This is a genomic window from Spirillospora sp. CA-142024 (assembly GCF_050942325.1).
In the GTDB taxonomy this organism is placed as follows: domain Bacteria; phylum Actinomycetota; class Actinomycetes; order Streptosporangiales; family Streptosporangiaceae; genus Spirillospora.
This window is the reverse complement of record NZ_CP192077.1, coordinates 2153889-2178627: the sequence shown is the minus strand read 5'-3', so window position 1 is coordinate 2178627 and position 24739 is coordinate 2153889. Positions and strand designations below refer to the sequence as shown.

Annotated in this window: 29 protein-coding genes; 22 read left to right on the top strand and 7 right to left on the bottom strand. The window is 71.3% G+C overall.

What is annotated here, in order from left to right; genetic code table 11:
- Positions 1-73: 73 nt before the first annotated feature.
- The 8 genes from ligD (ACQPZP_RS10560) (at position 74) to ACQPZP_RS10525 (ending at position 7217) form a co-directional block, all read left to right on the top strand.
- Positions 74-1048: a non-homologous end-joining DNA ligase gene (ligD, locus tag ACQPZP_RS10560; protein WP_433477449.1), complete on the top strand. Its 975-nt coding sequence runs from the start codon at positions 74-76 to the stop codon at positions 1046-1048.
- Between the two features lie 24 nt (positions 1049-1072).
- On the top strand, positions 1073-1981 hold the full coding sequence (ligD, locus tag ACQPZP_RS10555; protein WP_433477448.1) for a non-homologous end-joining DNA ligase: 909 nt from the start codon (positions 1073-1075) through the stop codon (positions 1979-1981).
- Between the two features lie 96 nt (positions 1982-2077).
- Positions 2078-3409, top strand: coding sequence for a dihydrolipoyl dehydrogenase family protein (locus ACQPZP_RS10550; protein ID WP_433477447.1), 1332 nt, complete (start codon positions 2078-2080; stop codon positions 3407-3409).
- Between the two features lie 12 nt (positions 3410-3421).
- Positions 3422-3613, top strand: coding sequence for a hypothetical protein (locus tag ACQPZP_RS10545; RefSeq protein WP_433477446.1), 192 nt, complete (start codon positions 3422-3424; stop codon positions 3611-3613).
- Between the two features lie 213 nt (positions 3614-3826).
- Entirely contained in the window at positions 3827-4456 is a 630-nt protein-coding gene (locus ACQPZP_RS10540) for a TetR/AcrR family transcriptional regulator (RefSeq protein ID WP_433477445.1), read from the top strand.
- Between the two features lie 179 nt (positions 4457-4635).
- Entirely contained in the window at positions 4636-4869 is a 234-nt protein-coding gene (locus ACQPZP_RS10535) for a DUF3107 domain-containing protein (RefSeq protein WP_433467553.1), read from the top strand.
- 124 nt (positions 4870-4993) lie between these two features.
- Positions 4994-5284, top strand: a complete 291-nt coding sequence (locus ACQPZP_RS10530) for a GlsB/YeaQ/YmgE family stress response membrane protein (protein ID WP_433477444.1) — start codon at positions 4994-4996, stop codon at positions 5282-5284.
- A gap of 499 nt (positions 5285-5783) precedes the next feature.
- Positions 5784-7217, top strand: a complete 1434-nt coding sequence (locus ACQPZP_RS10525) for a DEAD/DEAH box helicase (RefSeq protein WP_433477443.1) — start codon at positions 5784-5786, stop codon at positions 7215-7217.
- Between the two features lie 53 nt (positions 7218-7270).
- On the opposite strand, the gene ACQPZP_RS10520 is transcribed toward ACQPZP_RS10525, so the two are convergent.
- Entirely contained in the window at positions 7271-7996 is a 726-nt protein-coding gene (locus ACQPZP_RS10520) for a glycerophosphodiester phosphodiesterase (protein ID WP_433479587.1), read from the bottom strand.
- A 78-nt stretch (positions 7997-8074) separates the two neighbouring features.
- Between ACQPZP_RS10520 and ACQPZP_RS10515 the strand changes: the two genes are divergently transcribed.
- Together ACQPZP_RS10515 and ACQPZP_RS10510 are read left to right on the top strand one after the other, a co-directional pair.
- A complete protein-coding gene (locus ACQPZP_RS10515) occupies positions 8075-8959 on the top strand; it encodes an alpha/beta fold hydrolase (RefSeq protein WP_433477442.1) in 885 nt (294 codons plus the stop codon).
- Positions 8960-8992: 33 nt separating this feature from the next.
- The gene (locus ACQPZP_RS10510) at positions 8993-9826 is read left to right on the top strand and encodes an NmrA family NAD(P)-binding protein (RefSeq protein ID WP_433477441.1); all 834 of its coding nucleotides are present in this window, start codon (positions 8993-8995) and stop codon (positions 9824-9826) included.
- Between the two features lie 39 nt (positions 9827-9865).
- On the opposite strand, the gene ACQPZP_RS10505 is transcribed toward ACQPZP_RS10510, so the two are convergent.
- A complete protein-coding gene (locus ACQPZP_RS10505) occupies positions 9866-10792 on the bottom strand; it encodes an SDR family oxidoreductase (protein WP_433477440.1) in 927 nt (308 codons plus the stop codon).
- A 120-nt stretch (positions 10793-10912) separates the two neighbouring features.
- Between ACQPZP_RS10505 and ACQPZP_RS10500 the strand changes: the two genes are divergently transcribed.
- A complete protein-coding gene (locus ACQPZP_RS10500; protein ID WP_433477439.1) occupies positions 10913-11479 on the top strand; it encodes a TetR family transcriptional regulator in 567 nt (188 codons plus the stop codon).
- A 44-nt stretch (positions 11480-11523) separates the two neighbouring features.
- On the opposite strand, the gene ACQPZP_RS10495 is transcribed toward ACQPZP_RS10500, so the two are convergent.
- Positions 11524-11964, bottom strand: a complete 441-nt coding sequence (locus tag ACQPZP_RS10495; protein WP_433477438.1) for an N-acetyltransferase family protein — start codon at positions 11962-11964, stop codon at positions 11524-11526.
- A gap of 194 nt (positions 11965-12158) precedes the next feature.
- Between ACQPZP_RS10495 and ACQPZP_RS10490 the strand changes: the two genes are divergently transcribed.
- Complete coding sequence (locus tag ACQPZP_RS10490) at positions 12159-12353, top strand: hypothetical protein (protein WP_433477437.1); 195 nt, start codon at positions 12159-12161, stop codon at positions 12351-12353.
- A gap of 116 nt (positions 12354-12469) precedes the next feature.
- On the opposite strand, the gene ACQPZP_RS10485 is transcribed toward ACQPZP_RS10490, so the two are convergent.
- Positions 12470-13525 carry a TolB family protein gene (locus ACQPZP_RS10485; RefSeq protein WP_433477436.1) on the bottom strand — a complete coding sequence of 352 codons (1056 nt, stop codon included), beginning with the start codon at positions 13523-13525 and terminating at the stop codon, positions 12470-12472.
- Between the two features lie 303 nt (positions 13526-13828).
- On the opposite strand from ACQPZP_RS10485, the gene ACQPZP_RS10480 reads away from it, so the two are divergent.
- The 8 genes from ACQPZP_RS10480 to ACQPZP_RS10445 all read left to right on the top strand — a co-directional run bounded on the left by ACQPZP_RS10480 (position 13829) and on the right by ACQPZP_RS10445 (position 21421).
- A complete protein-coding gene (locus ACQPZP_RS10480; RefSeq protein ID WP_433477435.1) occupies positions 13829-14191 on the top strand; it encodes a hypothetical protein in 363 nt (120 codons plus the stop codon).
- A 291-nt stretch (positions 14192-14482) separates the two neighbouring features.
- Positions 14483-15535, top strand: coding sequence for an extracellular solute-binding protein (locus ACQPZP_RS10475; protein ID WP_433479586.1), 1053 nt, complete (start codon positions 14483-14485; stop codon positions 15533-15535).
- Between the two features lie 24 nt (positions 15536-15559).
- Entirely contained in the window at positions 15560-16447 is an 888-nt protein-coding gene (locus ACQPZP_RS10470) for an ABC transporter permease (protein WP_433477434.1), read from the top strand.
- A complete protein-coding gene (locus ACQPZP_RS10465; RefSeq protein ID WP_433477433.1) occupies positions 16444-17298 on the top strand; it encodes an ABC transporter permease in 855 nt (284 codons plus the stop codon). The genes ACQPZP_RS10470 and ACQPZP_RS10465 overlap by 4 nt, the downstream gene beginning before the upstream one ends.
- Complete coding sequence (locus ACQPZP_RS10460; RefSeq protein ID WP_433477432.1) at positions 17285-18415, top strand: ABC transporter ATP-binding protein; 1131 nt, start codon at positions 17285-17287, stop codon at positions 18413-18415. The genes ACQPZP_RS10465 and ACQPZP_RS10460 overlap by 14 nt, the downstream gene beginning before the upstream one ends.
- A complete protein-coding gene (locus ACQPZP_RS10455) occupies positions 18412-19218 on the top strand; it encodes a hypothetical protein (RefSeq protein WP_433477431.1) in 807 nt (268 codons plus the stop codon). Before ACQPZP_RS10460 ends, ACQPZP_RS10455 begins: the two co-directional genes overlap by 4 nt.
- Positions 19215-20804, top strand: coding sequence for a class I adenylate-forming enzyme family protein (locus tag ACQPZP_RS10450; protein ID WP_433477430.1), 1590 nt, complete (start codon positions 19215-19217; stop codon positions 20802-20804). The genes ACQPZP_RS10455 and ACQPZP_RS10450 overlap by 4 nt, the downstream gene beginning before the upstream one ends.
- Positions 20804-21421, top strand: a complete 618-nt coding sequence (locus tag ACQPZP_RS10445; protein ID WP_433477429.1) for a TetR family transcriptional regulator — start codon at positions 20804-20806, stop codon at positions 21419-21421. The genes ACQPZP_RS10450 and ACQPZP_RS10445 overlap by 1 nt, the downstream gene beginning before the upstream one ends.
- On the opposite strand, the gene ACQPZP_RS10440 is transcribed toward ACQPZP_RS10445, so the two are convergent.
- Positions 21405-21899, bottom strand: a complete 495-nt coding sequence (locus ACQPZP_RS10440; protein WP_433477428.1) for an Imm21 family immunity protein — start codon at positions 21897-21899, stop codon at positions 21405-21407. The two genes, ACQPZP_RS10445 and ACQPZP_RS10440, sit on opposite strands and share 17 nt — an antisense overlap.
- 197 nt (positions 21900-22096) lie before the next feature.
- Between ACQPZP_RS10440 and ACQPZP_RS10435 the strand changes: the two genes are divergently transcribed.
- The gene (locus tag ACQPZP_RS10435; protein ID WP_433467540.1) at positions 22097-22291 is read left to right on the top strand and encodes a DUF1059 domain-containing protein; all 195 of its coding nucleotides are present in this window, start codon (positions 22097-22099) and stop codon (positions 22289-22291) included.
- 5 nt (positions 22292-22296) lie between these two features.
- On the top strand, positions 22297-22593 hold the full coding sequence (locus ACQPZP_RS10430; protein ID WP_433467539.1) for a hypothetical protein: 297 nt from the start codon (positions 22297-22299) through the stop codon (positions 22591-22593).
- Here ACQPZP_RS10430 and ACQPZP_RS10425 read toward each other — a convergent pair.
- Together ACQPZP_RS10425 and ACQPZP_RS10420 are read right to left on the bottom strand one after the other, a co-directional pair.
- Positions 22571-23833, bottom strand: a complete 1263-nt coding sequence (locus ACQPZP_RS10425) for an RNA-guided endonuclease InsQ/TnpB family protein (RefSeq protein ID WP_433477427.1) — start codon at positions 23831-23833, stop codon at positions 22571-22573. The two genes, ACQPZP_RS10430 and ACQPZP_RS10425, sit on opposite strands and share 23 nt — an antisense overlap.
- A 10-nt stretch (positions 23834-23843) precedes the next feature.
- The gene (locus tag ACQPZP_RS10420; protein WP_433477426.1) at positions 23844-24734 is read right to left on the bottom strand and encodes a class I SAM-dependent methyltransferase; all 891 of its coding nucleotides are present in this window, start codon (positions 24732-24734) and stop codon (positions 23844-23846) included.
- Positions 24735-24739 lie beyond the last annotated feature (5 nt).

Genomic DNA, 24739 nt, shown 5'->3' with positions numbered 1-24739 from the left:
CAACCGCGTTCGATTTGCGCCAGAACGGCCCCTTGATCCTTTTCTGTGGGCCGGGACCGGGTAAGACGCCCGTATGACCATGCCGTGGCCCGTTGAGCCGATGATGGCCTCCACCGGGAACCTCCCCTCCGACGGCGGGAAATGGGGTCTGGAGCTGAAGTGGGACGGCGTCCGCGTCTTGTCGCACGTCTCCGCCGACGGCGTCCGGGCCGTCGGGCGGCGCGGAAGCGAGGTGGCGAGCCGCTACCCGGAACTGTCCGCCCTCGCCGACCTGCTGCCCGACCACGACGTCGTCATGGACGGCGAGGTCGTCGCCTTCGAGGAGGGCCGGCCCAGCTTCGAGCGCCTCCAGCGCCGGATGCACGTGAGCCGTCCCGACCCCCGGCTGATCCGCGAGGTGCCCGTCCGGTACGTGGTCTTCGACGTCCTCTTCCTGGACGGCCGCCTCCTGTACGACCTCCCGTACGCCGACCGCCGCTCGGTGCTGGCCGAGCTGGACCTGGCCGGCACCGGACCGGTGGAGGTGCCCCCCTACCTCCACGCCGGCGACCAGTCGCAGGTGGACGAACTGCTCGCCTTCACCCGCGAACAGCAACTGGAAGGGCTGCTCGCCAAGCGTCTCGACTCCCCGTACCGTCCCGGCCGCCGCGTCGACTTCTGGCGCAAGGTGAAGAACTTCATGACGCGCGAGGTCATCGTCTGCGGATGGAAGCCCGGCAAAGGGCGACGCGAAGGCGGAGTTGGATCGCTCTTACTAGGCGAATACGACGTGAAGGGCCTGCTGGGTTTCGTCGGCCACGTCGGCACGGGCTTCACAGACCGCGCACTGGACGAGCTGTACGGGATCCTGTGGCCGCTGCGCCGTCCGACCAGCCCCTACGACGAGGTCGTACCGCGCGAGTTCTCCAGGGACGCGCAATGGGTTGAGCCGCAACTCGTCGGGGAGGTCGCCTACAGCGCCCGCACCAGGGACGGCCGCCTGCGTTTCCCTTCCTGGCGGGGCCTCCGTGATGACAAGGACCCCCTGGAGGTCACGAGTGAGCAGTGACACCTCCGCCGGAGGTGGCGGCGCGTGAGCGGCAAGCGGACCACCGTCGAGGTCGACGGGCAGCAGCTCTCCCTGTCCAACCTCGACAAGAACCTCTACCCGGAGTTCACCAAGGGCGAGGTCATCGACTACTACGCCCGCATAGCCCCGGTGATGCTGCCGCACCTGAAGGACCGCGCCGCGACCCGGATCCGCTGGCCGGACGGCGTCGACGGCGGCAAGTTCTTCGAGAAGAACGCGCCGTCCCACACCCCGGCCTGGGTAAGGACGGCGACGATCCCCACGCCCGGCAGCTCGACGGGCCGCGACACGCTCGACTTCGTCGTCGTCGACGACCTGCCCACGCTCGTGTGGTGCGCGAACCTCGCCGCGCTGGAGCTGCACGTCCCGCAGTGGAAGGTCGGGCCGCGAGGCAAGGTGCACGGCCCCGATCTCGTCGTCTTCGACCTGGACCCCGGCCCGCCCGCCACGATCGTGGAGGCCTGCGAGGTCGCCGGCCTGCTCCGCGACCTGCTCGCCGAGGACGGCCTGGAGTCCTACCCGAAGACGAGCGGCAAGAAGGGCCTGCACCTGTACGTGCCGGTCAAGGAGCCCACGGAACCCGAGCGGACGTCCGAGTACGCCAAGTCCGCCGCGCAACGCCTCGCCGAGGAGCATCCGAAGCTCGTCGTCGCGAAGATGGAGAAGCGGTTGCGCAAGGGCAAGGTCTTCGTCGACTGGAGCCAGAACAACCCCGCGAAGACGACCGTCGCCCCGTACTCGCTGCGCGCCGCGAGCCGCCCGTCCGTCTCGACGCCCATCACCTGGGAGGAGCTGGAGGCGTGCCGGGACGCCGCCGACCTCGTGTTCGGCCCCGGCGACGTCCTCGCCCGCGTGGACGAGGACGGCGACCTTCTCAAGCCGCTGCTGAAGGAGCATCAGCCGCTTCCCTGACAATTCGCGTGCCCTATGTGTTCGAACCTGCACGCTCCGGCACCGGATTCCGTCACCATGGTCAGGGGACACCACGCGTGGCGGAAGGAAGAGCAGTTGGCGCAGAACCACCACTACGACGCCGTGGTCCTCGGCGGGGGAACGGCGGGAGAGCTGGTCGCGACCGGTCTCGCCCGAGCCGGCCGGGACGTCGCCCTCGTCGAGAACCGCCTGGTCGGCGGCGAGTCGCCGTACTTCGCGTGCGTCCCGTCCAAGTCGCTGCTGCTGTCGGCGCGTCGCGGCGAGACCTGGGAGATGGCCGTCGCCCGCCGCGACGAGCTGGCCGGAGGGCGCAGCGACGCCCCGGCCGTCGCGCGGATGGCCGAGGCCGGCGTGACCGTGCTGCGCGGCCGCGGCCAGATCCTCGAACCCGGCCGGATCGAGGTGGACGGCACCGTGCACGGCTTCGGCGACCTCGTCGTCTGCACCGGCGGCGAGCCCGTGATCCCGGCCGTCGAGGGGCTCGCCGACGTCCCGCTGTGGACGAGCGACGAGGCGCTGTCGGTCCCCGACCTGCCGCGCCGCCTGGTGATCCTCGGCGGCGGGCCGATCGGCTGCGAGCTGGCACAGGTGTACGCGGCGTTCGGGTCGCAGGTCGCGCTCGTCGAGGCGTCCGGGCGGCTGCTGACCGCGGAGGCGCCGTTCGCCGGGGAGGTGCTCGCCGACGCGCTGCGCCGGATGGGCGTCGATCTGCGGCTCGGCGTCGACGTCGGCAACGTGGAGCGCAAGGACGTCGGGCTGCGGCTCTGGCTGTCGGACGGCGGGACGCTCGACGCCGACCGCGTCCTCGCCGCCGCCGGGCGCCGTCCCCGCGTCGAGGGCCTCGGGCTGGAGAACCTCGGCGTCGAGATCACGCCCGGGCAAGGGCTTCCTGTGGACGAGACCTGCCAGGTGCAGGCCGCCACGGGGGGTGTGTGGGCGGCCGGTGACGTCACGGGTATCGCCCGTACCACGCACGCCGCCCGCTACCAGGCGCGAGTCGCGCTGTCGAACCTCCTCGGGCAGCGGCGCGAGGCCGACTACCGCGCGATCCCCCGCGTCGTCTACACGACCCCCACGGTCTACTCGGTCGGGATCTCCCCCAGGCAGGCGGGCGAACTCGGCATAGACCTCCTCACCGCCGGGTACGACCTCGCCGCGACGGCCCGGGCGGCGGTCGAGGCCGACGAGCGCGGCCGCGTGGAACTGTACGCCGACCGGTCCCGCGGACTGCTGGTCGGCGCCGCCGCGGCCGGACTCTACGCCGAGGAGTGGATGAGCGAGATCGCGCTGGCCATCCGCGCGGAGACGCCGCTGAGCCTGCTCGCCGACGTCGTCCACGCGTTCCCGACCTACGGCGAGTCCGTCGAGGCGCCGCTGCGGGACCTGGCCGGCCGGCTGGAACGCTGAGGAGGACGCCTGATGAGCGAGATCGACGACCTGGAGCAGCCGCCGCCCGACGACGCCGACGAGGCCGACGCCGCCGAGCAGCGGACCGTGCTGGACGAGGCCGACGACCGCGTCGACCGGACCCCGATGCCCGACGACGCCAACGAGGCCGATGCCGCCGAGCAGCGGCGCGAGATACGGCTGGACGAGGACGACTACCGGTGACCCGTGCCACCGGGACCATGGGCGCGGATACTGGAGGAAGAACCGGGGCCGGGTCGCTCCCGGTCCCGGCGGGAATACACTGACCTGCGCGAAGTAACGTCGGCGGGCGTCGCCCGTGACCAACGGAGTTACTCGCGCGTAGGATAATGAGACTGTTCGCCCGCGACGGACGATCCCCCATCCGCCGCAACGATTCGGTGATCGGAGAGTGTGGTGACCGCGACCCCGGACGCCCGCCCCCGTGGCACGAGACTGCCGCGACTGGCGCGCCGCAGGCAACTGCTCGGCGCGGCCCAGGAGGTGTTCGTCGCGCAGGGGTACCACGCCGCGGCGATGGATGAGATCGCCGAGCGCGCAGGCGTCAGCAAGCCCGTGCTCTACCAGCACTTCCCGGGCAAGCTGGAGCTGTACCTGGCGCTGCTGGACGAGCACGCCGAAGCCCTGGTGAAGACCGTCCGCGAGGCTCTGGAGTCCACCACGGACAACAAGCTCCGCGTACAGGCGAGCATGCAGGCCTTCTACGACTTCGTGGCCGGCGACGGCGAGGCGTACCGCCTCGTCTTCGAGTCCGACCTCCGCAACGTGGCGCCCGTCCGGGCCCGCGTCGACCGCGCCAACCAGCAGTGCGCCGAGATGATCGCCCAGGTCATCGCCGAGGACACCAACGCCCCCGCCGAGGAGGCGCACCTCCTCGGCATGGGACTGGTCGGCATGGCCGAGGTCAGCGCCCGCTTCTGGCTGTCCCAGCACCGCGCGATCCCGAAGGACACCGCCGAGAAGATCATCGCCCGCCTCGCCTGGCGCGGCATCTCCGGCTTCCCGCGCACCAACGACCAGGGCTGACCCGCCCGAGTCGACGGCCTTTGCCGGGGGCTCTGGGAGTCGCCCCCGGGCAATGAATTCGGCGCCCCGGCGTTCACCCTCGGCACAACCGTGTGACGGCGCCCGCGGCGATCTGCGTGCGAACATCGGAGACGGGCCCGCCGGCGGTCGGCGGGACGCCCGGACGACGGGAGCATCGCGTGCAGGTTCGCATCGGGGTCCAGAACGTGGCCAAGGAACTCGTGGTCGACACCGACCAGTCGGCCGACGAGGTGCAGGACGCGCTCGCCGCGGCGCTCGCCGACCCGCAGGGCGTGCTGGCGCTCAAGGACCGCCGCGCCGGGCGGGTCGTCATCCCGGCCGGCCGGGTCGGCTACCTGGAGATCTCCGAGGACGAGCAGCGCAGCGTGGGCTTCGGCACCCAGTACACCTGAGCGGACCGGACTTTACGCCGTTTCCACCCGCCTTGACCTGGGCTTTGTTTCAATCCGGCAGGACGGGCATATCGGTCTCCGACCACGGGCCACCCGGCCCACGGATATGGAATGGATGATCGACATGCTCACGACGATCCTCTGGTTCATCGTCGTCGGGGCCGTCATCGGAGCCCTCGCGCGGCTGCTCGTACCCGGCCGCAACCCGATCGGCGTACTGCTGACGATCCTCATCGGGATCGCCGGCTCCATCGTCGGCGGCGTCATCGCCGACGCCCTCGGCGCGGGCGCGCTGATCGCGTTCGTGTTCGCGGTGGTGGTCGCCGCGCTCGGCGTGGCCGCCCTCACCTCACTGAACACCGGCGGCCACGGCGGCCGGCGGAGCGGCTGGCGACCGCGCCGCCGCACCTTCTGACCCCGGGACGCCCCGATGGAAGCCCCCGCCACCCCGTGCGGCGGGGGCTTCCCTCTTCGCGGATTGTCCGGATGTGGCCGTCCGCGCGCCGCCTTCCGTCCGCCCCGCGGACCCTTGTTCCCGGGCCGCGTAACGCCTGGCGAACCTGGGACGGAATAGATGAAACCGTGGAAACGTTGCATACGGAGATCGGCTATTGGTGTATGCAATCAACGGTCGGTACACTGCGTCGCGGAGTGTGACCGCACGCAGCCACAGCGAGTGACTGCTTTCAACCCCTGACTGCGGTCGCCGAGAGATTTGAGCAACGGCTGGTCCCTCCCGTGCGAGCGCGCGGTCAAGGAACGGCGGACACGCCCGCCACGGCGGAGCCCCGCCGGCGAGCCGCGCCGCACCCGGGAGCGGAGACCCCGCATATTGGAGGCTGAAAGCCCTGACTACCTTTCGTGAACTCGGGGTCGTCCCCGAGATAGCAGACGCCCTCGAAGCCGAAGGCATCGTGGAGGCGTTCCCCATCCAAGAGCTCGCCCTGCCGATCGCGCTGGGCGGGCACGACATCATCGGCCAGGCCCGCACGGGCACCGGCAAGACGCTCGCGTTCGGCGTGTCGCTGCTGCAGCGCATCGAGCACGGCGGCCGCGAGCCGCGCGCCCTCGTGGTCGCGCCGACCCGCGAACTGGCCCTCCAGGTCACCGACGACCTGCTCGTCGCCGGCGGCAAGCTCGGCACCCGCGTCCTGTCGGTCTACGGCGGGCGCGCGTACGAGCCGCAGATCGAGGCTCTCCGGGACGGGGTCGACGTCGTCGTCGGCACCCCGGGCCGGCTCCTCGACCTGGTCAAGCAGAAGCACCTCGACCTGTCCAAGATCGGCATCCTGGTGCTGGACGAGGCGGACCGCATGCTCGACCTCGGGTTCCTGCCCGACATCGAGCGGATCATCGAGCGGATCCCGGCGCAGCGCCAGACGATGATGTTCTCGGCGACGATGCCGGGCGAGATCGTCGCCCTGTCGCGCCGGTACCTGACCCGTCCGACCAACGTCCGCGCCGAGTCGCACACCGAGTCGGACGCGACGCCGCAGGTCGTCCAGCACGTGTTCCAGGCCCACCAGATGGACAAGCCGGAGATGCTCGCGCGCCTCCTGCAGGCCGAGGGCCGCGGGCTGACGATGATCTTCTGCCAGACGAAGCGGGCCTGCGACCGGGTGGCCGCCGACCTCGCGCAGCGCGGCTTCGACGCCGCCGCCGTGCACGGCGACCTCGGGCAGAGCCAGCGGGAGCGGGCGCTGCGCGCGTTCCGCAACGGCAAGATCGGTGTGCTGGTGGCCACCGACGTGGCGGCCCGCGGCCTCGACGTCGACGACGTCACGCACGTCGTCAACTACGAGTGCCCCGACAGCGCCGACACCTACGTGCACCGCATCGGCCGGACCGGCCGCGCGGGCAAGGAGGGCGTCGCCGTCACGCTGGTCGACTGGTCCGACCTCACCCGGTGGAAGCTGATCAACGGCACGCTGGACCTGCCGTTCGCCAACCCGGAGGAGACCTACTCGACGTCCCCGCACTTCTTCGCGGCGCTCGGCATCCCCGAGGGCACGAAGGGGACGCTGCCCAAGGAGCAGCGGCACGGGCGCGCCGGGCTGGACGCCGAGGAGCTGGAGGACATCGGCGAGACCGGCAAGGTCCGCAGCCATGTCCGCGACCGCGACCGGGACCGGGAACGTCCCCGGCCGCGCAGCCGCAAGCGCAGCCGGACCCGCACCCGCGCCGGCAAGCCGGTCGAGGCGGCCGCGGCGGAGGCCGAGACCGCCGCGGACGGCAACGTCGTCGACGCGGTCGCCACCGAGCGCAAGCGCAGCCGCACCCGCCGCCGCACCCGCGCCGGCAAGCCCGCCGCGGCAGGCACCGAGCCCGCCGCCGAGCAGACGGCCTAGCGGGTTTCAAAGGCAGTAGGTCCGTCCCGCCGAACCAGCCGCGAGACTCCCGTTCAGTCTCGCGGTTGCGTTCCGGGCCGGTCCTCTTCGCGCCCCGGCGGAACCGGCCGGTCGCCCCGCAGCCGCAGGGCGGTCTCCGGGTAGTCGGTGATGAGGACGGCGACGCGGGGGTCGCTGAGGAAGCGCCGCATCACCGGTTCGGCGTTGACCGTCCAGATCATCGCCGGGATCCCGGCGCGGCCGCACTGGCGCAGCACGCCGACGCGGGCGAGCCGGTGGTTGAGGGCGACCATGTCGGCGCCCGCCCGGCGGACCAGCCGGAGCGGGGCGAAGTCGTGCGCGGCGCCGCGCTGCAACAGGCTGCGTCCCACCGACAGGGCCGTCCGCACCCCCGGGAAGCTCTTCTTGATCTCCATGAGGGACGTCACCTCGCCGGTGGTCACCACGAAGTTCGCCGGCCCGAACGCCTCCATCGCGAGGGCCACGGTCTCGTGCTCGCAGCCGCGCTCCTTGAGGTCGAGATGCCCCTGCGCGCGGCCCGCGATGATCTTCATGGCGTCGCCGACGAGCGGGACGGGCCGGGTCGCGAGCTCCTGGATCCGATCGTAGGTGAGCCGGTTCAGCCGCAGCCCGCCGATCTCGGGGTCGTGGTGGACGACCAGCCGGCCGTCCCCCGTCCGCCTGATGTCGATCTCGACGTATTCGGCGCCGGACGCGACGGCCTCGCCGAGACCCGACAGGCCCGCTTCGTCACGGCGGTGCGCGGAGATGGCAGGCATCGGAAGCACGCTGGTGACGCTACCACCGAAACTTTTTCACCGAAGTCCGTTGCCGACCTTTGACTATGGTGGTCCCCCGTGAGTACGCCCCGGTTCGTGAGTCTGCCCCCCGGCGTCCGCCGGACGACCGTCGAGACCTCCCGCGGCCCGTTCGCCGCGCTGGAGGCCCTGCCGGGATCGGGCGTGCCCGAACGCTGCCCCGCGCTCCTCGTGCCCGGTCTCACCGGCAGCAAGGAGGACTTCCTCGCCGTCCTGCAGACCCTCGCCGCGTCCGGCCGCCGCGTCGTGGCGATCGACATGCGCGGACAGTACGAGTCCCTCGGGCCGGACGACGAGTCCGTCTACACCCGCGCGTCCCTGGGCGCCGACATCGCCGCCCTCCTGACGGCGCTCGGCCCGGAGCCCGTCCACCTGGTCGGCCACTCGTTCGGCGGGCTGGTGTGCCGCGAGGCCGTCCTCGCCGGGGCCCGGCCCGCATCGCTCACGCTGATGAGCTCGGGCCCGTCCGCCGTCACGGGCCAGGCCGCCGCCAAGGCCCGCGCCCTCCGCGACGCGATCCCCGAACTCGGCATGGCGCAGATCTGGGAGATCAGCCTCGAACCCGACTATGTGGGACGAGGCGTCCAGCGTGAGATCGTCGCCTTCCTCAGGGCCCGCACGCTCGGCAACTCCGAGAAGGGCCTCGCCCGCATGTCGGACGAGATCCTCACCGCCCCCGACCGCGTCGGCGAACTCGCCAAGCACTGCGCCGACACGGGCCTGCGCACCCTCGTGCTCTACGGCGAGGACGACGACGTGTGGGACCCTCGCGTCCAGGCGGCCATGGCGGAACACCTCAACGCCCCCAAGGTCGTCATCCCCAGCGCCGCGCACTCCCCCGCTTGGGACGCCCCCGAGACGACAGCCGCCGCCCTCCGCGACCTCTGGTACGACACCGAACGCACCCTTCGCTCGTCCGCTTGACCTCCAGCGCGGTTGAGGTTCTACGTTCGCTCCGTGAGCGAATTTCTGGTGACCGGGGCAACGGGCCGGGTGGGTCGGCATGTCGTGAACGCGCTGGCCGAGGCAGGGCACGACGTCCGCGCACTGGTCCGCGAGCCGGGCAACGCCGCGCTACCGGACCGGGTGGAGATCTTTCAGGGTGACCTGGCGTCCCCCCATGCGGTGGAGCGTGCGGCGCGGGACGTGGAGGGCGTCTACCTGATGTGGCCCGGACTGCCGGTCGAACCCCGCGTGGTGGACGCGATCGCGCGGGACGCCCGGCACGTCGTCTACCTGTCCACCGACGTGGCCGACCTCGCGGACGACGAGCCCGCCACGTCCTTCCACCAGGAGATCGAGCGGCAGATCAGGAGGTCAGGGGCCGGCTGGACGTTCGTCCGGGCGATCGACTTCGCCGCGAACACGCTCGCGTGGGCGGGCCAGATCAGGCAGGGCGTCGTCCGCTGGCCGTACGGGGACGCCGCACGGTCGCTGATCCACGAACGCGACATCGCCGACGTCGCCGTGCACGCGCTCACCACCCCCGGCCACGACGGGAACGCCTACGTGATCACCGGACCGGAGTCGATCACCCACCGGGAGCAGGTCCGCGTCATCGGCGAGGTGATCGGGCGCGAGGTGCGCTGGGAGGACCTCCCGGCGGAGATCGCCCGCGAGGAGCTGACGGCGGCCTGGGGCGACGCCGGCTTCGTCCAGGCCAGGCTGGACGCGTGGAAGCGGTTTGCGGACGAGCCGGAGCGCGTCACCGGCACCGTGGAACGCCTGCTCGGCCGTCCCGCTCGCACGTTCCGCCAGTGGGCCGAGGACCACGCCGCCGACTTCCGCTGACCGCACCGCCCGCAGGCTGCGGACGGTGCGGGCGACCGGTCACGCGGTCTGGAAGTAGTGGCCCTTGTCGAGGTCGTCGACGAGCCCGGGCTGCGTCGGCCGCCATCCCAGCAGCTCGCGGGTCATCGTGCTCGACGCCGGGGCGTCGGAGCCGATGAAGCCGCTCATCCAGCCGAAGTGCCCGGCGGCGTCCCCGGGGGCGACGGAGGCCACCGGGACGTCGAGATGACGGCCGATCACCTCGGCGACGGTGCGGATCGGCACCCCCTCGTCGGCGGTCGCGTGCAGCGCCGATCCCGCCGGAGCCTTCTCCAGCGCGAGTCGGAACAGGTGCGCGGCGTCGAGCACATGACCGGCGGGCCAGCGGTTGGCCCCGTCCCCGATGTGGCCGGAGACACCCTTGTCGCGGGCGATGCCGACCAGGAACGCCATGAAGCCCTTGTCGCCTTGGCCGTGCACCGTCGGAGGCAGCCGGACGACGGACGAGCGGACACCGCGGGAGGCGAGCGAGAGCGTCAGCCGCGCGGTGGCCAGCCGGGTCTGCGGCCCCCGCCCGAGTTCTTCGGCCGGTTCGCGGTCGAGCCCGTCCCGTTCGGTCGCCACGCGTCCCGGGGCGAGGCCGAGCAGCCCTGAGGCGAGGACGAACGGCCGGCCGGAGCCGGCGAGCGCGTCGCCGAACGTCTCGACGGCGCGGCGGTCCGCGTCGGCGGCGTCCTGGAAGCCGCCCGAGAACGCGATGTCGTGCTTGAACGCGAGGTGGACGACACCGTCCGAGGCGGCGGCGGTACTGCCCAGAAGGTCGAGGTCGTCAAGGGTGCCGCGGCACACCTCGGCACCGGCCGCGGTGAGGGCGGCGGCCGAGGCGTCCGAGCGTGCGAGCCCGGTGACCTGGTGGCCCGCCTGGACGAGTTCGGGGACGAGGGCCGAACCGATCCAGCCGGACGCCCCGGTGACGAAAACGCGCATGAGAAACCTCCGGTGAAGCCGGCCGGGCATGGCGATGCCCGGGAGACGCAACCGATGTCAGTTGCTGTCATCAGCATACAGCGGTCATGTCAGTCACTGTCATCGACTAGGATTCCGGGCATGGGGCGATGGGAGCCGAACGCGCGCGGCCGGCTCGAACGGGCGGCGCTGGACCTCTACGGCGAGCGAGGGTTCGAGAAGACCACGGTCGCGGAGATCGCCGGCCGGGCCGGGCTCACCGAGCGCACGTTCTTCCGGCACTTCGCCGACAAGCGCGAGGTCCTGTTCGGCGGCTCGGCCATGCTCCAGGACATGCTCACGGGCGCCGTGGCCGACGCCCCCGCCGCCGCGACGCCGCTCGACGCGACGGCCCACGCTCTGGCGACCATCGGCGCCGTGTTCGAGGGACGCCGCGAACACTCCCGCCAACGCCAGGCCGTCATAGACGCGAACGCGGAACTGCGCGAACGCGAGCTGATCAAACTCGCCGCCCTGGCCTCGGCCCTGGCCTCGGCCCTACGCCTTCGCGGCGTCCCGGACACGGCCGCGGCCCTGACCGCCGAGGCGGGAATCGCGGTCTTCAAAGTCGCCTTCGAACACTGGATCAACGAAACCGACGAGCGAGACCTGCCCCAGCACATCCGGGAGTCGCTGGACGAACTCAAGGCCGTGACCGCAAGCACCTGACCGCCCGCCGGATTGCAAGTCGCAGGTTCGGTCGTGGGGGCCGGTCAGTCGCCGAGCGGGTAGTCGTAGCGGATGAACCCGTGGAAGCGCCCCACCTTGTCGTACAGAGCGCGCGCGGGGACATTGTCCTGCTTGGTCGTCCAGTACAGGCGGGCGGCGCCCCGCTCCCGCGCCTCCTCGGCCACCTGCTCGATCAGCGCGTGCGCGGCACCCTGACCGCGCGCCGCCTCGTCAACGAACAGGTCTTGGAGATAGCAGGAATCGGCGGACCAGAAGGTGACGTGGAACAGATAGTGGGCGATGCCGACCAGCCGCCCGCTCGACCACGCACCGATGCCGTGCAACTCCGCGCCGCCCAGCAGCCGCTGCCAGGTCTCCTCATACCCCTCATCGGGCACGACGGTGCGGTAGAACGCCTTGTAACCGCGCGCCAGCACTTCCCAAGCAGCACGGTCCTCTGGACGCAACGGCCCGATATCGATCACGGCCACTCATCCTCGCACACGCCCCTCCAGCCGGAGGAAAGTCCGGGACCGGCTCCTTGCGGCCGACACCTTGACGGAGGTTGCCACCGGGTGACAGGTGAGGACGGTCCTTCCTTGTGTCCGGCGCACGGTGTGCCGGACGCATCACATCACCACAACCAAGAGCCCTGGAGGGCAGAAGTATGTCGACCCCCATGAACACTGGCGGCAGCACCGAGAGCGGCACGTCCGAGTCGCAGTCCGCGATCGGTCGGCCCGCCGGTGGTCTCCCGGTGGACAAGAACGGAAACCGCGTCTACCCCAACGACGCGAAGACCAGCCCCGCCGGCGGCCAGACGAGTGGCCTGCGCACCTACACGAGCGGCGGCGGCCACTACTACGGCGGCTGAGCGGTTGATATTCGCGGCGTAGCAGGCACCCTGCCGCCGCATGTACGTGAGTGGGCGGGAGGGGTTTCCCTCCCGCCTCACCTTTGGGATTCAGGGGCGCCCCGGCCTGATTCTCCCTAGTTCTTGTGGGTCAACGCCCTGGTGCCGTAGAAGACGTCGTCGTACAGATCGTTGACGCACACCATGGGTTGCTCTCCGGGCGACGACATGATGGTCACCGCCTCGCGGCTTGTCAGGGCCAGGTAGGGCTCGAGCACGGGCTGAGGATCGATGGAGCGGTAATTGATCTTGCCCCATCCCGTGTCGACAAGATGGTGCCAGGGGCCGTCGTCTTGTGCGATCGCCACGATCACACGGCCGAAATGCGCGTAGGTCCGGCAGCCGAGTTTCCAAGGGGCCTGTGCGAGGTCGAACTGACCGGTGACCGCAGGTTCAACGACACCATCCCGCCAACTGTGGAGGTTCCACCGGCCCGTCCGGTTGGAAATGAAATGCAGCACCCCTGCCGGACTCCAGGAGGGCTGACAGACCGACTCCTCATCACTTCCCACGACCAAGGTCACGTTCTCGATCGTTTGATCTGACCTCAGGTCGGCCACCCAGAGTCGGGAACCATCCCAGGGCATGTGCGGTGCGTCCCACGAAACCCAGGCCAAGCGACGTCCGTCGGCACTGGGCACCGGGGATGTGTAGAAGTCCTGGCCCGAGACGATCACCTTCGGCCGAGCCGAACCATCCGCAGGCAGTGCCACCAATTCATTGATGACTTCGCCTCGTTCGTGACGTTCCCGCACACAGATCAGGACGTTCGTCGCTCGGATGAGCTGTAGATCCGCATAGCGCAGCGACTGCGGGGACGGTGGTTCCGGCGTGATTGGTCGCGGTTTCAGTCCGGAATCGCCAAGGCGGGCCCGATAGATGCGCTGGTCGTCTGAGCGACAGAACCAGATATCGTCCTCAGTGGCGAGATAGGCACCCGCGTCATAATCATGCACGTTCGACGCGACACGGAATCCCGCCGGCAACACCTTTTCGGCGTCCGTTGAATCTGGCCATCGGGACTGCGGATCCTCATCTGGAACCGCACTTCGCCGCACCAGCACATCGCCGTCAGGACCGCCCTCGATCCAGTAGACCGTGTCCCCGACGGCCTGGAGTGCCTTATAGGACACCGAAGCTCCTGCGACTGGTTCCACTGAGGCCGACTCCACGCCTGCCACCCAACCACCGGAGATCACGAACCGCAACCGTCCGGTCCCGGAGATCGCCAGAGCCCATTCCTCTGGCCTGGTTCCGAGGGGTGGTGATTCTTGAGGGAATCTTTGGTTACCGCGTCGGTACGTGTTCTTGAACAAATCGGCTCGGCGGCTCGTTTCGATTGGTCGGGGCGGCCGAGGGGTGGACGGTTCCTGGCGTAAGACGTCCGGCAATGCCGTGAGCCGGACGTGACCAAACAAGGGAAATCGGAGTCGACCATGAATTCGATCACGCGGTCACCGCTGGTCAGGACCATCAGGGCGTGCGTCGCCCAGGTCCTGTACACGTTCGCTCAATTGGTGCTGCTGCTCGGGGCCCTGGAGGCCTGGAAGGAGCAGAGCACTCGGGAGACCCTCGTGCTCCTGGTCCTGTGGGTGTTCATGTGCGGCATGAACATTCTCCGCTGGGGCGACCGGTCGGACCGCCTCTACAACCTCTGGGACCAGCGCGCCCAGAACCGGAGCGGCGTCTGGAAGAAACTCGGTGCGGGTATCGCCACCGCCATGGCGATCTCGCTGGCGATCTACGTCCTCGGGTTCTTCGCGATCATCGCCACTCTCTCGCAGCACTCGGCGGCCTGACGCCGCCGGGTTCCCGACACCGCGGCCGCGGTCGGCTGGGTTGGTCCTACGCGACCACACCCCGCCGGCCGCGGCCGTTCCTGTAGTCGTCGCGATCACCACCGTCGTCCTGACCAGGTGATCGTTCCCGGGCGGGCGAGTGGACCGGGTTCTTCGTGGTCTTCGGGGGTGTGCGGCCTGACGGGGGGCTGACTGCGGCGGGCCCGCGATGTTGAGCGCAGATGGACTCTGGACAGGAAATCGAACGATCGATATGTTCACCTCTCAATTGGAGGTGATGACGTGGGTCACATGGTACGTGCGCTCTGTGCCGCCGCCGTCGTCCTGGCCGCTTCGGCGTGCGCGGACGGGGCGGCCTCGGGGGCGGGCGACTCGAAGCAGGTCGTGATCGCTAATTTCGGTGGGGCGGTGAAGAATGCCACCGAGACGTCGTTCTGGAAGCCGTTCACGGCCGGCGGCGGCCTCGCCGTGCGGTCCGATCCGGCGGGCGGCGGGTTCGCCGCCAAGCTGCAGGCCCAGGCGCAGAGCGGCCGGGTGAGCTGGGACGTCATCGAGGCGCTCGAAGGCTCCAGCGCGGTGCTGCTGTCCCGCAAGGGCCTGCTGGAGAAGCTTCCCGCGGACCTCACCGCGCAGCTGACGAAGGTCTCCGCGCCGGGCGCGGTGCAGCCCTACGGGGTGTCGATGGGCGACACCGGCGTCGTCATCACCTGCAATATGAAGGTCGTTCAGAAATGCCCGGCCAATCCGGCTGAATTCTGGGACGTCAAGAATTTCCCGGGACGCCGCGCGATGATCGACAATCCGTACGAGTCCATGGCGTCCGCCCTTATCGCGGACGGTGTTCCGGTCGGCGAGGTGTTCCCCGTCGACGTCGACCGGGCGCTCCGCAAGCTCGGTCAGATCAAGTCCGCGGTCAACGTGTGGACCACGAGCGGCGACCAGCAGATGCAGCTGATGCGCAGCGGCGAGGTCGGCATCGCGTTCATGTGGAGCGGGCGGGCCAAGTCGCTGGCCGACGAGGGCGTCAAGCTCAGGACCAGCTGGGACGGTTCACTCGTGAACCCGTCCTACACGGTCGTGGTCAAGAACGGGCCCAACACCGACGGCGGGCTGAAGTACCTGAAGTGGTACGCGACCCACCCGGACGCGCAGGCGAACCTCGTCAACGCGCTCGGCTACGGCACCTCCAGCCCCGGTGTAGGCGGCCTGGTGAAGCCGGGGGTGCGCGCGTGGATGCCGTCCGACCCGGCCAACGCCAAGAACCAGGTGCGCATCGACCCCGCTTGGTGGGCCGACAACCAGCGCAAGGTCGAGCCCCGCTGGCGCGACTTCATCGCGGGCTGACGCGGCCCGCACAAGGAGGTGACCATGACGGCCTCGATCTCGCTGCCGCGCCCGTTCCGGCAGGCCCGCTCTTCCGTATGGGGCGCCGGACTGCTCCTCGGGCTGCCGGCCTACCTGACCGTGCTCGCGGTCGTCGCCTACCCGATCGGCCGGCTCACCTGGGACGTCGTGAACGCCGCCGGGCCGGGCGGGATGCTCGATCCGCTGCGCAGCGCGGCCGAGCGGGCGGCGCTGCTGCGGACATTGCGCGTCAGCGCGCTGGTCGCGGTGGCGAGCGTCGCGCTCGGGTTGTTCGTCGCCTACGCGCTCGCCTGGTCGCGCAGCCGTGTGGTGCGGGCCTCGCTGTGGGCGTCGGTGCTCGCGCCGTTCTGGATGAGCGTCGTGGTCAAGAACTACGCGTTCGTCCTGCTGCTGCAGCAGCGGGGACCGGTCACCAAGGCGCTGCGGTCGGCGGGACTGCTGAGCGCTCACGGCGATCTCCTCTACACCGAGGGCGCGGTGCTGGTCGGGATGCTGTACGCGATGCTTCCGTACGCCGTGCTGGTGCTCTATCCGAGCGTCCGCGACGTGCGGGCCGAGCAGTTGCAGGCGGCGGAGACGCTCGGGGCGGGCCGGCTGCGCGCCCTGCGCGACGTCATGCTGCCGGCGACGGCGCCCTCCCTGCTGTCGGCGGGCACGCTCGTGTTCGTCATCTCGATCGGGTTCTACGTGACGCCCATCGTGCTCGGCGGGGTGGGGGCGCCGTTCGTCGCGGCACGGGTCCACGAGCAGATCTTCGAGTACTTCGACCTCGTCGGCGCCAAGTCGTACGCGCTGCTGCTGATGCTGACGGCGCTGGCGGTGTTCGGGCTCAGCCGGTTCGCGACCCGGTTCCTGCCGCAGAGCCGGGTGCGCGGGGAGGCCCGCCGATGAGCGCGACGGCGGGCCGCCGCGCCGCGGCCTGGACGGGACGCGTGCTGTACGGGGCGGTGGTGCTCGGCATCGTGGCGTTCATGCTGCTGCCCACCCTGGTCGTGGTCGGCACGTCGTTCTCCGCGTCCTCGTACATCGAGTGGCCGCCGTCGTCGTTCGGGCTGCGGCAGTACGACACGCTGCTGCACTCCGCCGACCTGGCCGCTGCGACCTGGCGCTCGCTGCTCGTCGCCGCGGGGACGGCGGCCGTCACGCTGCTGGTGGCGGCCCCGCTGGTCCTCGGCCTGAGCCGGGCGCGGGTGCCGGGCGGGAAAGGGCTCCGCGTCGCCGTCGTCCTGCCGATGGTGACGCCCGGCGTCGCCTACGCCGTGGCGCTGTACGGGATGTTCGCCGGCTTCGCCCTGGTCGACACCCTCCCGGCGGTGCTGCTGGCCCATGTCGCGGTCGGCCTGCCGGTGGTGCTGCTCGCGCTCGAACCCGCGATGGACGCGGTGCCGCGCGAGTACGAGCTGGCCGCGATGTCGCTGGGCGCGTCCCGGGCCCGCGCCTGGGCCGGGGTGACGCTGCGGCTGATCGCGCCGGGGCTGGTGGCCGCCGGGGTGCTGGCCTTCGTCACCAGCTTCGACGAGGCGACCCTGGCCAGCTTCTTGACCGGGCCGCGGACCGCGACGCTGCCCAAGGTCATCCTCGACTCGGTCAGCACCGGCGTCGATCCGGCGATCACCGCGGTGTCGGCGCTGCTCATCGTCGCGACCGGGCTGCTGATGTCGTTCGCGGGCACGGCCGGCCGGCTCCGGCAGGCGCTGCGGAACCGGAACGAGAGAAGGACGAAGACCCATGACGAGTCCTGACACCATCACCGGCGGGCGGCCCGGGACGGCGGCCGGGGAGCCGCCGCGGCTGCGGCTCGCCGGCGTCACCAAACGGTACGGGGACGTCGTCGCCGCCGACGGCCTGAACCTGGAGCTGGCGCCCGGCGAGTTCGTCTCCCTGCTCGGGGAGAGCGGCTCCGGCAAGAGCACCGCCCTCAAGCTGGTCGCCGGGTTCGAGACGCCGGACGAGGGCGCCGTCCACATCGGCGGCCGCGACGTCACCGGGCTGCCGCCGGCCCGCCGCGACCTCGGCATGGTGTTCCAGCAGTACGCGCTGTTCCCGTACCAGACCGTCGCCCGCAACATCGAGTACGGCCTGCGGCGCCGCAAGTGGGGCCGGGACGCCCGGCGGCGGCGGGTCGCCGAGCTGCTCGACCTGGTCCGGATGGCCCCGTACGCGCGGCGCTACCCGGCCCAGCTGTCCGGCGGGCAGCAGCAGCGCGTCGCGCTGGCCCGCGCGCTCGCCGCCGAACCGGGACTGCTGCTGATGGACGAGCCGCTGTCCGCGCTCGACCGGGCGCTGCGTCTCGACCTCCAGGACGAGATCCGTGCCGTGCACCGCGCGACGGGCGCAGGCATGGTGTACGTGACCCACGACCGTGACGAGGCGCTGTCGCTGTCCGACCGCATCGTCGTGCTGCGGCACGGCCGGATCGACGCGGCGGGCACCCCGGCCTCCCTCTTCCGGCGGCCCCGGACCGCGTACGTCGCCAGGCTGATCTCCGACGCCAACATCCTGCCGTGCGAGCGGGAGCCCGGCGCGGCGTCCGCGGGCGGGCGGATCCGGGTCCGGCTGCGGGACCGGGTCGCCGAGATCCCCGCCGAGGGCGAGCCGCCCGGGGACGCGGATCTCGCCGTGGCCGTGCCCCGCACCGCGATCAGCCTGACACCGCCCCCCGACGGCGGCTCTGCCGAGCTGCCCGCGCGGATCGAGGACAGGGTGTACCTCGGCGACACCGTCCGGCTCCTCCTGCGCCTGGACGACACGACGACGATCACCGCGCATATGCCGGAGGCGGCCGGATCAGGGTCGCCGGCGGGTGAGCGGGTCACCGCGCACATCGCGCTCGGCGTGTGCTCGGCGGTGACGCGTTGACCGAGGAGCTGGATCCCGTGTACTTCACCACCGGCGAGCGGGACTTCCTGATCCCCGCGGTGTGGGAGGGCACCGGCGACGAGCTGCACACGAACCGCCTCGTCGCGGCGGCCTCCGACTTCGGCGGCCGCATCATGTCCGGGATCGCGACGATGACCCTCGCCGTCGCCCGGCTGGACGGAGCCGACCTCGGCGCGCCTCCGGCCTGCCTCGAATGGGATTTCGCGGGGCCGGTCCGGGAGGGCGAGAAGGTCCGGGTGGACGGGTCCCGCGCGGGTGGCGACCTGACCGTCGCGACGTCCGTCGGCGGTGCGACCACCGGCACCGGTGTGCTGCGCGCCGCGCCCGCGGATCCCGCGGCGGCCGCGGATCCCCCGGCGCCCGGAGATCCTCCGGCGCCCGCCGGCGGGCCGGACGGCACCCGGAGCCGCGGCTGGACGATCACGGCGGCCGACCTCGAACTCTTCGCCGACTGGATCGGCGACGGGAGAGAGGACGGGAGGGACGGCGGAAGCGGTCCGGTGCCGTGGCCGCTGCTGATCCTCGTGACCTCGGGACTGATGGGCCGCGACCGGCTGTTCGGCGACGCCCCCTCCGGCCAGGTGCTCAACCGGTGGATGCGCTGGCGGTTCGCGAGCATGCCGGTGACCGGCGAGACCGTCCACTGCGTGCTGCGCTCGCACACGTCCCGCCGGAGCCGGACGAGGCCGGGCGACCAGGTCTCCCGCATCGTCCTGGACACCCGCTCGGCCGACGACGGCCGGGCCCTCACCGAGATCGAATGGGTGGTGCTGTCCCGATGACCGAACAGGAGACCCTCCCCGGCCGGGTCCCGGCCGCGCCGGAGCTGCCGCCGGCCGCCGAGTCCGGGTTCGCCGGCCTGCTCGCCTGGGCCGCGCGGACCCGCCCCGACGCCCCCGCACTGGAGGTCGAGGACGACGAGACCCTCACCCGTGCCGAGCTCGCGGCCCGCGTCGGCGCGCTGACGGGCGCGCTCGCGGACGCCGGCGTCACGGAGGGGACGGTCGTCGGCATGGCGCTGGACAACCGCGCCCGGTCCTACGTCCTCGTCCTCGCGGCGGCGGCGCTGGGAGCCGTCATCCTGCCGCTGAACCCCGGCTTCAAGCCCGCCGAGCTGGAGGCGCTCGCGGAGCTGGCCCGCCCGAGCCACCTCGTCGCGCTCCCCCGTTTCGCCGCCGACCATGCGGCGCTGCTGGCCGAACGCGGCGTCCGGATCGTCGACATCGAAGGCGCCGCACCGGCCGGCACGGCGCCGGCCACCGAGCGCGCACCGATGCGCGACCGCCCCGTCTGGTACGGGCTGACGTCGGGGTCCACAGGCCTGCCGAAGATCATCAGCAAGACGCAGGGCAAGTGGCTGGACGCCGCGTCGGTGCTGCGCTCGGTCCTGGCGCTCGCCCCCCGCGACCGCCTGCTCAGCGCGCAGCCCTGCTACTACGGCGATCCCCTGATGCTGTTCCTTGCCTGCCTGCAGAGCGGCGCCTGCTTCGTCCTGCTGTCCAGGTTCCGGTCGCAGACGTTCATGCGCAACGTCGCGGACCGCGCGGTCACCAAGTTCTGGACGATCGGCTCCATGCCGGCGATGCTCCTCAACGCCCCGCCCGGGCCGTCCGACCGCGATCACCGCGCGGTCGCCGCGTGGAGCATCGGCATACCGCGCGCCCTGCACCGCCCGCTGGAGGAGCGCTTCGGGCTGCGCTGGCTGGAGGTGTACGGGTCGGCGGAGGCGAACGCGGTCCTCGCGCAGACGCTGGATTCCCCGTCCACCCAAGGCGAGGGGTGGCTCGGCGGTATCGTTCCCGGCCAGGAGATCCGGATGGTGGACGAGCAAGGCGCGGAGCTTCACGGCAACGGCACCGGCCAGCTCCTCGTCCGCGGTCGCCTGGTCGTCGACGGATACCTGCGCAACCCCGAGGCCACCGGCGCCGCTTTCACGGACGACGGCTGGTACCGGTCGGGCGACATCATGGAACGGCGCGGCGGACGGTTCCGCTTCGTCCGCCGCGAGAAGGAGATCGTCCGGCGGGCGGGCGAGAACATCTCGACCGAGGAGGTGGAGCGGGTGCTGCGCACGCATCCGCTCGTCCGGGACGCGGCGGTCCTTCCGTACGCCGATCCGATCCGGGGCGAGGAGGTCTGGGCCGTGGTCGAACCCGTCCCCGGTGCGCGCCCGGAGGCCGGCGCACTCGCCGAACACGCGGGCCGCCATCTCGCCCGGCACAAGGTGCCGCGTTTCGTCAGCCTCGTCGACGCGCTCCCCCGCACACCGTCGGAGCGCGTCGCCAAGCGTCTCCTCCGCGACCGCGACGACATCGAGACCGTCGATCTCCGTCCCGGCGACGCACGCATCAGGAAGGACACCCCGTAGTGCCGCGAAACCAGCGCACGGACTCCGAGCCCGGCACCCGAGAGCGCATCCTGCGGTCGGCGGGCGCGCTGTTCACCGAGAAGGGCTACGCCGCGGTCGGCATCCGCGAGATCGCGACCCGGGCCGACATGACGATCGGCGCGCTGTACCACTACTACTCCAACAAGGAGGCGCTGCTCATCGCGGTGACCGAGGACGCGCTCCAGCGCGCGGTGGCGGTCGCCAAGGAGGCCGCGGACCTCGATCCCGACCCGACCGCCAGGCTGGCCAACCTCGTCCGGGCGCACGTCCGCGAGCAGGGGACGGGCGCCGAACTGTGGAACACCAGCGCCCGCGAGATGCCGAGGACGGACGCCGACGGAAGCTGGACGCCCGTCCGCGACCTGCGCGCCGCGTTCGAGCGCATCTGGAACGAGGTGCTGCGGGCCGGCGTGGAGGCAGGCCAGTTCGAGCTGCGCGACCTGTCGGTCACCCGCCTCTCGCTCCTCGCGATGTGCAACAGCGTCAGCACCTGGTACCACCCCGGCGGCCGGTTGTCCCTGGACGAGCTGGCCGACCTGATGGCCGAGATGGCCCTGGACCTCGTCCAGGGCGGCGCGGCTAGGGCACGGGAGTGAGCTGGACGAGGATCATCCAGTTGCGGTCGTCCTGCCTGTAGGCGGCGCTGACGCGGTAACGGGCGGCGGCCAGGTCGATGGTCAGGTGGTTGCCGGGCTCCGGGGTCGCGCCGGGCCAGGCCGAGTCGAAGAGGACGATCGCGCCGTCGACGTCCCAGGTGATCTCCTCGTCCCACGTGATGTCGTGGAGGGCCTGCCTGGCCGCGGACACGAGTCCGGCCTCCGAGTCCGCGGCGGCCCAGCGGAGGAAGAGTCGCTCGTCGGGCAGGTAGGTCGTCGTGGCGGGCTCGTCGCCGAGGACTAGGGCCTGCCCGGCGCCGATGTCGACCAGGCCGATGTAGCCTTCGACCGCGCACGCGCGCCCGTAGTCGCCCCACGTCTCGACAGGGCCCTCGTCGTCCGTGGCGCCCTCCCAGCGCGCAAGTTGGGACGCGGGCGCGGCCAGCAGCGGGCCCCCAGCGGACTCGACCCAGTCCATCGGCTCAGCCTCTCTTCGGCGGAGGCGTCACCGTACACCGCGCCTCCGACAGCTTCCCTCTGACATGGGCATATGTCACGATTGATAGGGAGTTGCCATGTGGTGGTGGTGTGGCGGGAACGGGCCTGGACGCCCGGCGCCGCGGAGCACGATCCCGCCTCGCGCCTGCCGGGACGCCGGGCCGGCGAGGGGGAATCATGCGCAAGGTGGCCGACTGCAGGGAGATGCCGAGCGAGTCCGGCTGCACGCTCACCATCAGCGGCGAAGAGGACGAGGTCGTCCGCGCCGCCACCGAGCACGCGGTATCGGTGCACGGGCACGAGGACACTCCGGAGTTGCGTGAGGAGATCCGCACCCACCTCAAGGACGAGCGAGCGATGGCAGGAGGTTGAGACAGATGAGCTTCGTACAGATCATCGAATACGAGACCGACCGCCAGGCAGAGCTGGACGGGCTGTTCGACGAGTGGGCGTCCGCGACCGAGGGCAAGCGCACGGCGACCCACGAGTTCCACACCCGTGACCGCGAGAACCCGGCCCACTTCGTGGACATCGTCGAGTTCCCCTCCTACGAGGAGGCCATGCGGAACAGCGACCTGCCCGAGACCAGGCAGATCGCCGAGCAGATGCAGGCGCTGTGCCGCTCCGGCCCGCGGTTCATGAACCTGGACGTCATGCGGGACGACACCCTTTGACATCCTCCCCCTCGTAAGCGTGGGGGATTCCAACAGCGACCGTCCGCCCTGTGAGGGGCAGGTCGTGTTGAGGTTCACGGTTCACAGGCCCGCCCAACGGCGGGCCTCCCCGTGCAGCAACCGCATGCCCTGCGGCCGTATCACGAATATTCAGTGCCGCGTTCACGTCGGCGTTGACCCGATGCCCGCAGGCCACGCACGAGAAGACCGCTTGGCTCTCACGGCTCTCCCCGGCGACATGCCCGCAGGCACTACAGGTCCGCGAGGTGTTACGCGGATCGATCTTCACCACGCGGCCGGGCGCCTTGTGCTCCAGCCGCCGCACCAGGCCGCCCCACCCGGCTGCGAGGATGCCGCGGTTCAGCCCAGCCTTCTGGGCCACGTTGCGGCCCGGTTCCTCCACCGTGCCGCGCGCCGAACGCGTCATCCCTGCGATGTTGAGGTCCTCGACGGCGATCAGGTCGAATCGGCGGGCCAGGCCGGTGGAGGTCTTCTCGATCCAGTCCTTGCGGCGGTCGGTCTCGCGAGCTTTCAGCCGGGCGATCGCGGCCTTGACCCGGGCCCGCCGCTTCGAGCCCGGCCGGGCGCGGGCGAGTCTGCGCAACAGCCGTGTCAGCCGGGCCCGCTCGGTCTCCCGCAGCCCGGGCGCAGCGAGCAGGTCACCGGTCGACAACGCCGCGGCCACGGCCACGCCACGGTCCACTCCCACGGCCTTGCCCGTGCCGGGTGCGGAGACGGGGTCGGGGACCGCGGCGAACGCCGCATGCCACCGGCCCGCCCGGTCCCGGGTGACACGGAACGATCTGGCCGCATGGGGGACGGGCCGGGACCAGCGGAACCGCACCCACCCCACCTTCGGCACCTTCACCTGGCCCGCCCGGCGGGACACCCGCCGCACGTCACCGGGTCTGACCGCCACGATCCGGAACCCCTCATGCCGTCCGGCCTTGCGCCAAGTCGGGCGGCGGTGGGTGCCTGCGAATAAGTTCGCCATGGCTTGGTGGAAGTCTTTGAGCGCCTGCTGCTGCACCGTCACCGACCCGCCCCGCAGCCACCCGTACTCCGCCCGCGCCTGGGTGAGCTGGCGGCACTGCTCGGCGAACCCCGGCGCCGGCCCGCGCCCCGGCCGCCAGCACGCATGCTGCTCCACCGCCAGATTCCACACGAAGCGGGCATGCCCACAATGCTCCAGGAGCGCCTGCTCCTGCGGGGGCGTCAGCTGCAGACGGTAGCGGGTCATGTCCGGAAAGCTACCGGCCGCCACCGACAGAACCTGCGGAACATCCTGCGGCACCGTGCCGCGTTTCCTCCCCGCCCTGAGGGACGGGGCCTCCACGCTGAAGACAACAGGTGAAGAGGTGGTTCATCGGGAAGCCGAGGGTGTCGCGGGGCAGCGGCGGCCACGGCCAGCGGCCGAAGGAGGCGCCGTCCTCGCCCGGCAGCCGCAGGTCGCCGGGCGTCCAGCCGCATGAGTTCAGGAACTCCGCGGGGCGGTCGGTGCCCCAGAGCCAGGGGCAGCCGTCCGCGCGCAGGCGCGCCAGCCCCTCCTGGGTGAACTCGCTGATCATCGACTGGTGCGCGATCAGGTCGCCGGCCAGGACGCTGCCGGGCGCCGAACAAGACGCGAGCCGCTCCAGCAGAGTCCGGGCGTCGGGTTCCGGCAGGTAGAACAGCAGCCCTTCGGCGATCCACAGGGTGGGGACGGACGGGTCCCAGCCGGCCGAACGGAGCGTCTCCTCCCACGGGCCGGTCAGGTCGGTGCCGATGCCGCGTCTGTCGCAGCGGTGGACGGCGTCCAGTTCGGCGAGCCGCTTCTCCTTCCACTCCATGAGGCCGGCCTGGTCGAGTTCGTACAGGACGGTCCCGGACGCCCAGTCCAGCCGCACCGACCGGGTGTCGAGGCCCGCCGCGACCAGGACGACCTGGGGCCGCGCGGAACGTCCGATGACCTCGTCGAGCCAGCGCGTCCGGATCGCGAGGAACTCGGTCGTGCCCGGATTGTCGTAGCGTTCGAAGCGGGCGAAACCCTCGGGACCGGCGAGCGCCTCGGCGAGGTCGTCGGTGAACAGGGCGTCGGGGCGGCGGGTCTCCACCGCGCGGGCGGCGGCCGTCCAGCGGGCCGTCGCGGATACGCCTTCCATGGTCG